The sequence below is a fragment of the Aeromonas media genome, from assembly GCF_020423125.1.
Taxonomy (GTDB): Bacteria; Pseudomonadota; Gammaproteobacteria; order Enterobacterales; family Aeromonadaceae; genus Aeromonas; species Aeromonas media.
The window spans coordinates 998,038-1,011,255 of the sequence record NZ_CP075564.1 but is presented as its reverse complement, the minus strand read 5'-3'; the positions used below and the strand labels follow the sequence as shown (position 1 = coordinate 1,011,255).

General features: G+C 63.2%; 13 protein-coding genes. 4 read left to right on the top strand and 9 right to left on the bottom strand.

Annotated features, from left to right (window positions below; translation table 11 throughout):
- Positions 1–63: 63 nt before the first annotated feature.
- The 7 genes from ribBA to glyA all read right to left on the bottom strand — a co-directional run bounded on the left by ribBA (position 64) and on the right by glyA (position 5,981).
- Positions 64–1,173, bottom strand: a complete 1,110-nt coding sequence (ribBA, locus tag KI797_RS04805) for a bifunctional 3,4-dihydroxy-2-butanone-4-phosphate synthase/GTP cyclohydrolase II (protein ID WP_226171779.1) — start codon at positions 1,171–1,173, stop codon at positions 64–66.
- A 141-nt stretch (positions 1,174–1,314) separates the two neighbouring features.
- A complete protein-coding gene (locus KI797_RS04800; protein ID WP_041206832.1) occupies positions 1,315–1,974 on the bottom strand; it encodes a riboflavin synthase in 660 nt (219 codons plus the stop codon).
- A 55-nt stretch (positions 1,975–2,029) separates the two neighbouring features.
- Positions 2,030–3,139: a bifunctional diaminohydroxyphosphoribosylaminopyrimidine deaminase/5-amino-6-(5-phosphoribosylamino)uracil reductase RibD gene (ribD, locus tag KI797_RS04795; RefSeq protein ID WP_226171777.1), complete on the bottom strand. Its 1,110-nt coding sequence runs from the start codon at positions 3,137–3,139 to the stop codon at positions 2,030–2,032.
- Between the two features lie 44 nt (positions 3,140–3,183).
- Positions 3,184–3,633, bottom strand: coding sequence for a transcriptional regulator NrdR (nrdR, locus tag KI797_RS04790; protein WP_010675395.1), 450 nt, complete (start codon positions 3,631–3,633; stop codon positions 3,184–3,186).
- 122 nt (positions 3,634–3,755) lie between these two features.
- Positions 3,756–4,088 carry an NIPSNAP family protein gene (locus KI797_RS04785; RefSeq protein WP_041205183.1) on the bottom strand — a complete coding sequence of 111 codons (333 nt, stop codon included), beginning with the start codon at positions 4,086–4,088 and terminating at the stop codon, positions 3,756–3,758.
- A 76-nt stretch (positions 4,089–4,164) separates the two neighbouring features.
- Positions 4,165–4,599 (bottom strand): hypothetical protein, encoded by a 435-nt coding sequence (locus tag KI797_RS04780; RefSeq protein WP_226173013.1) that lies wholly within the window; start codon positions 4,597–4,599, stop codon positions 4,165–4,167.
- A 128-nt stretch (positions 4,600–4,727) separates the two neighbouring features.
- Entirely contained in the window at positions 4,728–5,981 is a 1,254-nt protein-coding gene (gene glyA / locus KI797_RS04775; RefSeq protein ID WP_005326585.1) for a serine hydroxymethyltransferase, read from the bottom strand.
- Positions 5,982–6,413: 432 nt separating this feature from the next.
- On the opposite strand from glyA, the gene KI797_RS04770 reads away from it, so the two are divergent.
- Positions 6,414–6,698 (top strand): hypothetical protein, encoded by a 285-nt coding sequence (locus tag KI797_RS04770; RefSeq protein WP_042648779.1) that lies wholly within the window; start codon positions 6,414–6,416, stop codon positions 6,696–6,698.
- Positions 6,699–6,744: 46 nt separating this feature from the next.
- Here KI797_RS04770 and torS read toward each other — a convergent pair whose 3' ends face one another.
- Entirely contained in the window at positions 6,745–9,564 is a 2,820-nt protein-coding gene (torS, locus tag KI797_RS04765) for a TMAO reductase system sensor histidine kinase/response regulator TorS (protein WP_226171775.1), read from the bottom strand.
- A gap of 70 nt (positions 9,565–9,634) precedes the next feature.
- Between torS and torT the strand changes: the two genes are divergently transcribed.
- Entirely contained in the window at positions 9,635–10,693 is a 1,059-nt protein-coding gene (gene torT, locus KI797_RS04760) for a TMAO reductase system periplasmic protein TorT (protein WP_226171773.1), read from the top strand.
- 53 nt (positions 10,694–10,746) lie between these two features.
- Positions 10,747–11,151, top strand: coding sequence for a GFA family protein (locus KI797_RS04755; RefSeq protein ID WP_005338893.1), 405 nt, complete (start codon positions 10,747–10,749; stop codon positions 11,149–11,151).
- Between the two features lie 36 nt (positions 11,152–11,187).
- Here KI797_RS04755 and torR read toward each other — a convergent pair whose 3' ends face one another.
- Positions 11,188–11,901, bottom strand: coding sequence for a two-component system response regulator TorR (gene torR, locus KI797_RS04750; protein WP_042648776.1), 714 nt, complete (start codon positions 11,899–11,901; stop codon positions 11,188–11,190).
- A 145-nt stretch (positions 11,902–12,046) separates the two neighbouring features.
- Here torR and torC point away from each other — a divergent pair, with 145 nt between their 5' ends.
- Positions 12,047–13,213, top strand: coding sequence for a pentaheme c-type cytochrome TorC (gene torC, locus KI797_RS04745; protein WP_226171771.1), 1,167 nt, complete (start codon positions 12,047–12,049; stop codon positions 13,211–13,213).
- Positions 13,214–13,218: the final 5 nt, after the last annotated feature.

Below are 13,218 nucleotides of genomic sequence, written 5' to 3'. Positions count from 1 at the left end.
ACAACCTCCGGGTCGAACCCGCTGGCAGGGCGATGGTACTTCATCAAGCAAGTACCAAGGTGCTTACTCGCCGACGTACTCCACCACTTCCAGACCGAAACCGCCGAGGGCGTGGTATTTTTTCGGCGAGCTCAGCAGTCTCATCTTGCCGACGCCGAGCGCCTTGAGGATCTGGGAGCCCACGCCGACCCGGCGCGAGGTGCCCTGCCACTTGGCCCCTTCCGGTTGCAGCCCCTTGTCGGCGGCCTCGAACCCCTTGACCCGGGCCAGCAGCTCCTCGCCATGGGCTTCTGCCCCCAGGATCACCAGCACACCGCCCTCTTCGGCGATGCGGGCCATGGATTTGGGCAGCGGCCAACTGCGGGCGGCGTGACGGTCGGTCAGCAGCAGATCGCTCAGCACGTCGTGCAGATGGACCCGCACCAGGGTCGGCTGGTCGGCCTTCACTTCCCCCTTCTTCAGGGCGAAGTGCACCTGATTGTCGATGGTGTCGCGGAAGGTGACGAGGTCGAACTCGCCAAACTCGGTGGGCAGCTTGCACTCAGCCACCTTCTCTACCGTGGTCTCGTGCTGGTTGCGGTACTCGATAAGATCCGCAATGGTGCCCAGTTTGATGCCGTGCTGCTCCGCGAAGACTTCCAGATCCGGACGGCGCGCCATGGTGCCATCCTCGTTGAGGATCTCGACGATGACGGAGGCCGGCTCGTAACCCGCCAGACGGGCCAGATCGCAACCCGCCTCGGTGTGACCGGCACGGGTCAACACGCCACCATCCTGCGCCATCAGCGGGAAGATGTGACCGGGCTGCACCAGATCGGCGGCCTTGGCGTTCGGCGCGACAGCAGCCTGCACGGTGACGGCGCGATCGGCGGCGGAGATGCCGGTGGTCACCCCCTCGGCCGCTTCTATGGTCACGGTGAAGGCGGTGGAGAACTGGGCGTTGTTGCGGTCAACCATCAGCGGCAGCGCCAGCTGCTTGCAGCGATCCCGGGTCAGGGTCAGGCATATGAGGCCACGACCGTAGCGCGCCATGAAGTTGATATCTTCCGGACGGACACAGGAGGCGGCCATGATGAGGTCCCCTTCGTTCTCCCTGTCTTCGTCATCCATCAGGATCACCATCTTGCCTGCCTTGATATCGGCAATGATTTCCTGGGTTGTGCTCAGCGCCATGGGCTACTCCATCAACATGCTTGGGGGGTTGAGCCTGCCGGCTCGGCTTGATACTGTCTATTGTGCTCTAGATGGGGGCGCTGGGCCCCATTTCAATCGGAGCGGGATCACAGAAAAGCGTTTTTCCCGCACAGTGCCGCGTCACAGGAAACCGGACTGGGCCAGCTTCTCCAGGGTCAGACTGGATGCGTTCTGCTCCTGATCCTGTCCCCTCCCCTGCATCAGCCGCTCCAGATATCGGGCGATTTGATCCACCTCGAGGTTCACGCGATGACCCGGTTTCCACCGGGCTATGGTGGTCTCCTGGGCGGTGTGGGGCACTATGGTCAGGCGAAAGAGATCCCCCTGCACGGCGTTGACCGTCAGGCTGATGCCATCCACCGCAATGGAGCCCTTTTCGGCGATATAGCGGGAGAGCGCTGCCGGTGCCTTGATCCAGTACTCGATGGCGCGGCCGCTGCTGGACTTGCTCTTCACCTCGCCGATGCCATCGACGTGGCCCGAGACCAGGTGGCCACCGAGGCGGGAGCTCGGCATCAGCGCCTTCTCGAGGTTCACCGGATCCCCCACCCTGGCCTCGGCAAAACCGGTGCGAGAGAGCGTCTCAAGGGAGACGTCGGCGGTGTAACTCTTGTCCCCCAGGGCCACCACGGTGAGGCAGACGCCGTTGGTGGCGATGGAGTCGCCCAGCTTGACGTCGCCAAAGTCTAGGGTCGGGGCATGGACGGTGAGGGCCATGTCATCCCCCTGACGGTGCAGGGCGGCCAGGGTGCCCATGGCTTCGATAATTCCGGTAAACATGCAGATCACCTTGCTGATGACGGGGGCAGGTACTGCCCCCTTGAACATTGATAAATCAGGCTATTTTGGCGGTAATGCGAATATCCGGCCCAACCAAGCGCACATCCTTGAGAGTGAGCTTGGGGGCCTGGAACAGACGCGTCAGCCCCGGCAGGTGGAACAGGCCGCGCCCCTCATCCCCCATCAGTTTGGGCGCCTGATAGAGCATCAGCTCGTCCACCAACCCCTTCTCCAGCAGGGCGCCGCACAGCCGCGGCCCCGCCTCCACCAGCACAGAGTTGATGTTCTGCTTGGCCAGCAGCATGAAGAGGCTGACCAGATCCAGCTTGCCATCCAGCAGCGGCAGGGTCAGTTGCTGCACCCAGGCAGGCCAGTCCCCGTCGACCCTGTGGCGGGCCAGTAGCACAGGGCCCTCACTCTGAAACAGGAGCAGGTCCGGGGTCAGCCGGTTTTGCGAGTCGACGATGACCCGCAGCGGCTGGCGCAACGTCTCTTTGGGGTAGCTTGCCTTGACCGAGGCCGGCAGCTCGTCCCAGCGCACGGTCAGGGAGGCGCCGTCGGCCAGCACCGTCTCGGCGCTGGAGAGCACCGCATCGTGGCGGGCACGCAGCCGCTGCACGTCGCGGCGCGCCTCCGGAGAGGTGATCCATTGGCTCTCGCCGCTCGCCATGGCGGTGCGACCGTCCAGGCTGGCCCCCAGCTTGACCGTTACCTGCGGGAAGGCGGTGCGCATCCGCTTGAAGAAGCCGGGATTGAGTGCCTCGGCCTCGGCGCTCAGCAGGCCGAAGTCGGTCTTGATGCCCGCCTCAGACAACATGCGCAACCCGCGTCCTCCCACCTGGGGATTGGGATCCACCATGGCCGCCACCACCCGGGTCACGCCGGCCTTGATCAGCGCCTCGGCGCAGGGGGGCGTGCGGCCGTGATGGGAGCATGGCTCCAGGGTCACATAGGCGGTGGCGCCGCGAGCCTCTTCACCGGCGGCATGCAGGGCATAGACTTCGGCATGGGGCTCACCAGCCCGCTTGTGCCAGCCCTCCCCCACCACCACGCCGGCCTTCACCAGCACGGCACCGACACAGGGGTTCGGGGCCGTGGTGTAACGACCTCGGCGAGCCAGTTCGAGGGCCCGGCTCATCCATTGGTAATCGTCTTGACTAAACATCTGGGCTCCTCTGACAAAACATCCTGCCCTGGGGGAAGGAAACGTTACTTCTCCAGCTTGGCGATCTCTTCGCCGAATTCGCGAATGTCTTCGAAGCTGCGGTAGACGGAGGCAAAGCGGATATAGGCCACCTTGTCCAGGCTCTTGAGCTCGTCCATCACCAGGTTGCCCACCAGCTGGGAGGCGACTTCGCGTTCGCCGGTGGCGCGCAGACGGGACTTGATGTGGTTGACCGCCTTCTCGATGGCCTCCATGCTCACCGGCCGCTTCTCCAGCGCCCGCAAGATGCCGGCGCGCAGCTTGTCTTCGTTGAATGGCTCGCGGGAACCGTTGGACTTGATGACGCGGGGCATCACCAGCTCGGCCATCTCGAAAGTGGTGAAGCGCTCGTGGCAGAGCAGGCATTCACGACGGCGGCGCACCTGGTGGCCTTCTGCCACCAGACGGGAATCGATCACCTTGGTATCTACCGCACTACAGAAAGGGCAATGCATCGGACCTCCGGCGTTGACGGAAAAGGGCGCCTGCCCCGGGGGCCGGCTCTAGGCCGGCCAGTGTAGCACGGCCATCCAGAACCGGTAAAAGCCCGTGAAAACAAGGGATGCTACAGATGTCATCAGCAGCCACGGAGTGCATCAATGGCTACATCAGGCAACCAGAGCACAGTATTTGCGTCGCTCTCGATCAACTCGACAATGGCTTCTCTCGGACCTCTCCGCCATGCTTCAGTGGCATAGAATGCCGCCTGTGAACGGTTCAACTCCTCAAGGTCATCGTAAGCCCGCATCAAGAAATAAACGTCCGGATCATGCAGGGAGGGCCCGTGATTCACCACATCCATTCCCCACTCACGATGTAAAGGCAAACTCTGCTCTGCCACCAACGCATGAAAAATCGCTCGACTCCCGGCTTTGAGCCGATAGTTTCGAATCTCTAGCACTCTCTTCACTGAGCTATCTCCAGCAATCCATCTCTTGAAAAAATAGTGTTTCCGATGTTCGCCCTAATCATCCAATCAACCTGGCTCAGTCGTCATAAGGCAGGGCATCGGGGTCGCAACCCTGATAGTCGGGCGCCGGATCAACGACAAAGCGGTGCGCCTCGATATGGCTGTGGCCCAGCATCAATGCCTTGCCCACCCGATGCATGCCATCCATGACCCGGCCGGCGCTGTCCAGCAGGATGGGATAGGCGAGATCGGCCGCCATCATCAACTGACAGTGCTCCACCACGCTGCGTACCGTGGGGCTGGCGGCACCATGGCCGTACCAGTGCACCTGGTCGAGCTCGGCAATTTCGCCGAGCGCCACCGCCTGCACCGGCAGCGCTCGGCTCAGCCGCACCAGTCGGCGCACGTCCCATGCCAGCAGTCCCTGTTCGCTGGGGCGAAAGTGATACTGGGCGCGGATCGCCTGCCTGAGCGCCGCCTCCAGCGCCTTGTCTTGCTGTTCACTGGCCATGGCTACTTTGCCTTGCCGGCTATTTTCTTCGCAGTTCAGAGTCATCAGGCCCTCTCGTGTTGCCGAACGCCGCAAAAAACAATGCCACCCGAAGGTGGCATTGATCTCAAACCAGACTGTCCGGCCGATCAGGCATAGACAGGGAAACGGCGGCAGATGTCCAGCACCTTCTCGCGAACGGTGGCCAGCACGGCGTCGTTGTCGTGGTTGTCCAGCACGTCGCAGATCCAGTTGGTCAGCGCGATGGACTCGGCTTCCTTGAAACCACGGCGAGTGATGGCCGGGGTACCGATCCGCACACCCGAGGTGACGAAGGGGGAGCGCGGGTCGTTCGGCACCGAGTTCTTGTTGACGGTGATGTTGGCCTTGCCCAGCGCCGCATCGGCCTCTTTACCGGTCAGCTCGCGACCGATCAGGTCAACCAGCATGAGGTGGTTGTCGGTACCGCCGGAGACGATCTTGTAACCGCGCTCCATGAAGGTAGCGGCCATGGCCTTGGCGTTCTTGACGACCTGGGCCTGATATGTCTTGAACCCGGGCTCCAGTGCTTCCTTGAAGGCTACGGCCTTGCCGGCGATGACGTGCATCAACGGACCACCCTGACCACCCGGGAAGACGGCGGAGTTCAGCTTCTTGTACAGATCTTCGTCGTCGGCGGCGGAGAGGATCAGACCACCACGGGGACCGGCCAGGGTCTTGTGGGTGGTAGAGGTGACCACGTGGGCGTGGGGCACCGGGTTCGGGTAGACGCCCGCGGCAATCAGACCGGCCACGTGGGCCATGTCAACGAACAGCCAGGCACCGATCTTGTCGGCGATTTCGCGCATGCGGGCCCAGTCAACGATACCGGAGTAGGCGGAGAAGCCACCGATCATCATCTTCGGCTTGTGCTCGACGGCCAGGCGCTCCATCTCGTCGTAGTCGATCTTGCCGGACTCATCGATGCCGTAGGGGATGATGTTGTACAGCTTGCCGGAGAAGTTCACCGGGGAGCCGTGAGTCAGGTGGCCACCGTGGGCCAGGTTCATGCCCAGCACGGTGTCACCCGGCTGCAGCAGGGCCATGTAGACGGCGCTGTTGGCCTGGGAGCCGGAGTGCGGCTGCACGTTGGCGTAGGTGGCACCAAACAGTTCCTTGGCGCGCTCGATGGCCAGGGTTTCGACCACGTCGACGTACTCGCAACCACCGTAGTAACGCTTGGCCGGGTAGCCTTCAGCGTACTTGTTGGTCAACTGGGAGCCCTGGGCTTCCATGACACGGGGGCTGGTGTAGTTCTCAGACGCGATCAGCTCGATATGTTCTTCCTGACGACGGGTTTCGTCTGTGATGGCCTGCCACAGCTCTGGATCATAGCCGGCGATGGTCATGTCACGTTTCAACATCCGTTTATCTCCTGAAAATCGTTTGCGCGATAGGTGAAGTGGGCCCGCGCATTGTAACGTGAGCTGGATCAAAGAGACAGTCCAACCACCCAAAAACTTGTTTATAAAATGTAAAATACGTCGCAATTTTCGAAGCCGGACGCCCCTCTTTCCCCTTGCCTTCCGCGGAGCTAGCGCCCCTTCCGTCGGCTCGGCCCCTCCTGGGGCGCCCGGCGAATCTGTCTGACCCGCCCTCCGAGTCCTCCCCATTGAAGGGCAAAACCAGAGCCAGATCATGGATATAGCATTTACTAACAGATAACATCTTTAGACGGCACCGCGGTTGCGAAGCCTGGCGAGCGGCCATGAGCTGACAACGGCAGGGTCCTTTGGCGCACAGGGTTACATCACAGCCCTGCGTGTGCCTCTCTCACCACAAGGGGGAACTCCACGATGGATCACCTGATGCTGTTTGTGATTGTCTCGGTCTTTGCCATCTTCTATTGGGTCTACTACACCGGCAGTCGCAAGGGCACCTGCACCACCCGCTGGGAGACGCTGCCCACCCGGGAGCAATACCTGGCGGCCCACCCCGAGGCCATCGATGGTGACCTCATCTTCTGCATCCATTGCGGCCACCATCAGCAGCTCGAAGTGGGCGTGGTGCACCAGGCTGACTACCGGCGCCAGCACATCTGCCCCCGCTGCAAGCAGGCACTCTATCGGGACGAAATGTAAAGAGAGTACGGGCGGATCAGCCGTCGGCAACAGACTAGGTTGAGGCTCATGTCGGGGCCGACAGCTGCTTCTCCTGCCACGCCTTCAGCATCGCCACCGCCGCATCAAACTCCCCGGCCAGCCCCGCCGGATCAGCGTCCCCCGCCTCCAGGGCGGCGCACTGCGCGGCAAAGTCATCCAGCCCGAGCGCCAGGGCACTGCCCTTGAGCTTGTGGGCCATTCCCTTGCGCTCTTCCCCCTCGCACCGCACCAGTGCGGCCACCAGGGCCGCCCCCTGGGATTCAAACAATCCGATGAGCTGACGGATGCGCTGGCTGCCGAGCAAGGCCAGATCGGCGTCCAGCACGGGGTTGGCGGCCTGGGGGGCGGGCGGACTGACGGTGCCCACCCTCGCGTCCGGCAGGGCCTGCACTGTCTCTATCTGGAACTGACGGTCGATGGCGCTGGCCAGCGCCGCCAGGCGCACCGGCTTGCCGACAAAGTCCGCAAAACCCGCCTCCAGACAGAGGCGGATATCCTCGGGGTACATCTGGGCCGAGATGGCGATGGCGGGCAGCGGCCGCTCGTGCACCTCCTCGCTGATGGCGGCCAGATCTTCGCGCAGCGTCATCCCGTCCATGTCGGGCAGGTTGATGTCGAGCAGCGCCAGCTCGAAGGGAAGCTCGGTCACCCGCGCCAGTGCGCTGCGACCATCTTCCGCCAGGGTGACGCGATGACCCAGGCGAGTCAGCATGCCGTGCGCCACCAGCCGGTTGATCTCGTTGTCTTCCACCAGCAGGATCTCGCGAGGCTGGCCGAGGTGCAGCGGCTGGGCCGCGGCCGGCAGCTGGGCGGCCGAGCGTTGCAGGGGCAGACTGAAGCTGAAGCGGCAACCCTCTCTGGGCCGGCTGGCGAGACGCAGATCTCCCCCCATGGCGGCCACCAGCTTGCGGCTGATGGCAAGCCCGAGTCCGGTGCCCCCCTGGTGCCCCATGTCCCGCTTGCGCTGGCGGAACGCCTCGAACACCGCCTCCTGCTCATGCTCAGGAATGCCGGGGCCGGTATCGCTCACCACAAACAGGATGCAGGGCTCGGCGCAGGGGCCGCCGCATGGGAGGGGGCTCACCTCGAGGCAGATCCGCCCCCTGGCGGTGAACTTGACCGCGTTGCCCAAGAGGTTCGCGAGCACCTGGCGCAGCTTGCCCAGATCCCCTTCCACCACGGGAGGCAGGGCGGGGGCGTATTCCAGCACCAGGGCCACTCCTCTGGCCTCTGCCTTGGGTCTGAACAAGGCACTCAGCTCATCGACCAGTTGATGCAGCGGGAAGGGTTCCCGGCGCGCCTCCACGTGGCCCGCCTCGATCTTGGAGTAATCGAGGATGTCGTTGAGGATCTCCAACAGGGATTCACCGCTGTGCTCGATGGCGGCGAGATAGCGCCGCTGGGTCTCGCTCAGGTGGGTATCCTCCAGCAGGGTCAGCCCCCCCAGAATGCCGTTCATGGGAGTGCGAATTTCGTGGCTCATGGTGGCGAGAAAGACCGACTTGGCCCGGTTGGCCTGCTCCGCCTCGGCACGTGCCTGCCGCTGCTTATCCACCTCTTCGTTGAGGCGCAGGTTGGCATGGCTGAGCTGACCGGTGCGCTCCTCGACCCGCGTCTCCAGCTCGCGCTGATGGCGGCCCAGTTCGACCGCATTGTCACGAAACACCTGCAGGGCCCGGCCCAGCTCCGCCAGCTCATCGCGGCCCGCTCCGGCGATCGGCTCAAGAGGGGCCAGATCCCCTCGCGCCAACCGGCTCATGCCCTTCACCGCGTGTTGCAGCGGCCAGACGATGCGGCCGTAGACCATGCGCCACATCAACAGCATCAGCAGCACCAGGGTGAGCAGACCTATCCCCATCAGGGCCTGCTCCAACAGCCTGAGGCGCTGGCTCAGGGCCTGCTGACTCTCTCCCAGGGAGTCGCGGGCGCGGTTGACCAAGTCACCCACCTGCTGGTTGAGACTGCTCATCAAGGCCTCATTGGCGCTGGCCAGCACCCGCAGCGCCTCCTCCTTACCGAGCCAGTCACTGCGCAGCTGCACCAGCTTGTCGCTCTGCGCCAGCACGGTCAGCGCCTGCTCCACCGCCTGACGGCGCGCCGGATCGGTCACCGCCCCGGCCCGCAGTTGCAAGATGGCCAGCTCCCGCTGCCCATCGTGCAGCAGTGTTTGCAGTTGCTCCTGCCGTTCGCTGCGCCACATCTCCTCAATGCGTTGCTGCTGCATCAAAGTGCGATGACGCAGCTCGGTCATCTGCTCCAGCCAGTCGAGATCCTGCTCCAGCAGGCGATCCAGTGTCTGAGTCGCCAGCCCCCCTTGCTGTTGATAGAGGGAGTCCAGCCCCGCCACCATCACGGTTTCGGCGTTCTCCATCTGGCTGCGCGCCAGCTCGGCGATCTGCCCGGCCGCCGCCACCAGACGGGCCCGCTGCGCCTCGCCCTGCGCCATCAGGGTCAGTCGCTCTCCCACCAGCCAGCCCTGCTGACCCAGATTGCCGATGATGCTCTGGCTGAGCTGATCGAGGGTGATGGCACCCTGCCCACGGCCAAGTTGTGCCAGCACCTGCTGCAGCTGTTGCCCCTGCAGGGTGAGCAAGCGTCCCTGATGCTCCCGCTCCTGCTCGCTGGTCGCGGTGGCCAGCAGCCGTGACGTGCTCTGGATCTCGCCACTGAGGCGAGAGAGCGTGCGTGCCAGCTCCTGATCGGCCAGAGTCTGCTGAACCCCTTGCTCCAGCTGGCGCAGATGGCTAAGCCCCACCCAGCCCAGCAGGGAGGCACTCAGGGTCAGCAACGCCATCAGGGAGAAGGCCAGTAGCAACTTGCCACCCAGGCCGGAAAAGATTCTCACGCTCAGCACCTTGGTTGTGGTCGGCTTTGACCGGATAATATGGCCCAACACTTTAACAAAACCCCTGGCCATGCGAAGCGTCTATCTCTCCCCGTTGTTGCTGATCTGGTTGCTTATGTGGTTGCTCACGCTGCCTCGCACCGCCCTCGCATTTGCGGTCGATCTCTGGCCCGGCGGCGAATTCAGCGGCCAGCCGGTGCGCCAGCAGTGGCCGGAGCCCGCTGCCACAACCAAACCGCTGACCCTCTGTGCCCTCTACCCCCATCTGCGCGACGCCTATTGGCTGTCGGTCAATCAGGGCATGGTGGACGAGGCGAAGCGGCTGGGAGTCAAGTTGCAGATCCACGAAGCGGGGGGCTATGGCGCCCTCGCCGAGCAGCGCCAGCAGTTGCAGCGCTGCGTGCAGGAAGGGAGCGACGCCATCTTGCTCGGCACGGTGAGCTATCAGGGCTTGCGCGAGGCCATCAAGGCCACGCCGCTGCCGCTCTTTGGTCTGGTCAACGATCTGCCCAGCGGTCTGGTGCAGGCCAAGGTGGGGGTCTCCTGGTACCAGATGGGCTGGCAGATTGGCCACTGGCTGGCGCAGCGCCACCCCGCCGGCAGCAAGCCGGTCTCGGTTGCCCTCTTCCCCGGCCCGCAGGCGAGCGGCGGCAACAACTTCGTGGAGCCGGGCTTTGCCGATGCCATCAAGGGGAGCGCCATCAAGCGGGTCACCACCGAGCGCGGCGACAACAGCCGGGAAATCCAGCGTACGCTGGTGCAGCACACCCTGACCCGCTATCCGGATCTCGACTATCTGGTAGGGGGCGCCATCGCCGCCGAAGTGGCGGTCAACGAACTGTCACAGCGCCATCTCGACAGGCCCCTGGTGCTGAGCACCTACTTCAGCCACGGGGTACAGCGGGGCTTGCGCCGGGGCAAGATCCTGGCCGCCAACAGCGATCAGATGCGGCTGCAGGGGCGCCTTGCGGTCGCGCAGGCGGTCTGTCTGCTGCAACACCCTGATGCCAGTGCCGAGCAGTGCCCGCGGGTGATGGGACCACCCATTCTGACGCTGTCTGCGCCACTGGCCGACCCCGCCGATTCCCTCTCGGATGGCGCTTTTCGTCCCGTCTATCGGGTCGAATAGCGGGCGAGTCGAATCACCGTCCCAAATCCGATTAGCACACTCAAGGAGAAGAGATGAAAGAGTTACATGCCAGCTGCCTGTGCGGCGCCGTTGCCCTGACCCTGCCGGATCAGTTCGACTATATGGGTAACTGCCACTGCAGCGAATGCCGCAAGTTTTCAGGGGGAGATTACGCCTCGGTCGGCGGACTGGATGGCAACAAGGTCACCATCGTAAAGGGAGAAGAGGCCATCGGCCGCTACCGGAAATCGGCAGAGACCACCCTGGCTTTCTGTCGTCACTGCGGCTCCAGCCTGTTCAGCCAGAAGAGCAGCAGCGGCAAGATCAACCTGCGCCTCGGGGTGCTGGACGATGTGCCAAGCCAGCGGCCCGCGTTTCACATCTTTGTCGGCTCCAAGGCACCTTGGCACCAGATTGGCGACGACTGCCCGCAATTTGATACCCGCCCGCCGGTCTGATACCCGGTCAAACAGGTCAAGGCCACCGCAACGGAGTCAGGAGGCTATCTCGCCAGCAAACAGATAGCCTTCACCATGAACGGTGACAAACAGGTGGGGATCCCGCGGATCCGGCTCCATCTTGCCGCGCAGCCGCCGGATCAACACATCTATGGTGCGATCGCTCGGGCCATCGCCGCGATGGCTGATAAGGGTCAGGATCCGCTCCCGACTGAGCACCCGCCCGGCATGGGCGACAAAGGCCACCAGCACTTCATATTCCGCCTTGGTCAGGCGCACCGGCACTCCGTCCTTGCTGAGCTGGCGGCGAGGAATGTCAAAACGCCAGGGGCCAAAGCGCACCGCATCGTCAACGACCGCAGGCTCGCTCGGCGCGGCGGTCGCCAGCGAGATCCGCCACAGCAGATTCTTGACCCGCACCAGCAACTCCCGCAGCTCGAACGGCTTGGTGACATAGTCGTCGGCCCCCATCTCGAGGCCGACAATCCTGTCCACCGCATCACTGCGGCCGGTGACCAGAATGATCCCCACCGTGCTGCGAGCCCGCAGTTCACGGGTCAATAGCAGACCATCTTCCCCCGGCAGGTTGATATCCAGCATCACCAGATCGACCGTCTGTTCCGCCAGCACGGCGCGCATCTCCTGACCGTTTTCGACCGCCGTCACCCGATAGCCCTCCCGCTCGAAATAGCCGGTCAGCTTCTCGCGGGTCACCGCATCATCTTCAACAACCAGAATGTGGTAGCGCATGGGCAGGGTTCACGATGGTCGACAAGGGAGGATTATTCTATTCACATTTTGTCATAAATACCCCTATTTCATTAATTTGTGGCGGCAGCCCTGTTCACAACGCCTCCCTATCATGGCTCCCATCAAAAAAGTGATGTGAGAGAGCATGATGAAAAAACTGTGGCACTTCCTGCGCACCCCCAGCCGCCGCTGGTCGGTACTGGCGCTGCTTCTGGTCGGCGTCGGCGTCACCCTCGCGGGCACCGTCGGCCTGCACTATGGCTTTGAGAAAACCAGCAGCCTCGAATTCTGCATCTCCTGCCACTCCATGAAAGACACCGTCTATCCGGAGTACAAGGAGTCCATCCACTTCAAGAATGCCTCCGGGGTACAGGCGGTCTGCACCGACTGTCACCAGCCGAAGGATTTTGTCGGCAAGGTGGCCCGCAAGATGGAGGCGGCCAACGACCTCTATCAGGAGTACATAGGCCACAGCATCGACACCCAGGAGAAGTTCGAGGACAGGCGCCTGCATCTGGCCGAGAAGGTGTGGGCGCGGATGAGCAGCCAGAACTCCAAGACCTGCAAGTCCTGCCACAGCTACGACAACATGGATCACGCCAAGCAGTCCCCGGCGGCAGCGCTGGCGATGAAAGATGCGGCGGCGAAGAACATGAACTGCATCGAGTGCCACAAGGGCATCGCCCACGAGCTGCCCAACATGGCGGGGGGCTTCCGGGCCACTTACGCCACCCTGGTCAACGACGCGCAAGAGGCTCCAGCCGCCGAGACCCTCTACAACCTGGGTGAAAAAGATCTCTATGCCAGCGAACAGAGCACCGACCCGGTCGGCAAGCTGCTGCCCGCCTCCCGCATCGAAGTAGTGGCCCGCAGCGGCGATCGCCTCAAGGTGACCATCGAAGGGTGGCGCGAGAGCGACGGCAAGGGCCGGGTACTGAGCGAATACATGGGCAAGCGGGTCTTTGTCGCCACCGTCCGTGACGAGCTGAAAGCGAGCGAGACAGTGCTCAAGCAGGAGACCGACAGCGCCACCCATATCAAGTGGGAACAGGTTCAGGTACAGGCCTGGGTCGATGGCAAGGGCTTTGAATCCTCGCTCAAGCCGATCTGGGATTACGCCGGCGAGATGTACAAATCCACCTGCAACTCCTGCCACGGCGCACCAGATCCCGCTCACTTCACCGCCAATGGCTGGATCTCCGGGCTCAAGGCAATGTCTGCCTACTACCGCCTGAGCAAGGAAGAGGAGCGTACCCTGCTCAAATACCTGCAAAACCATGCCGCCGATACCGGTGGTCAGGGCAGCCACTAATTCCG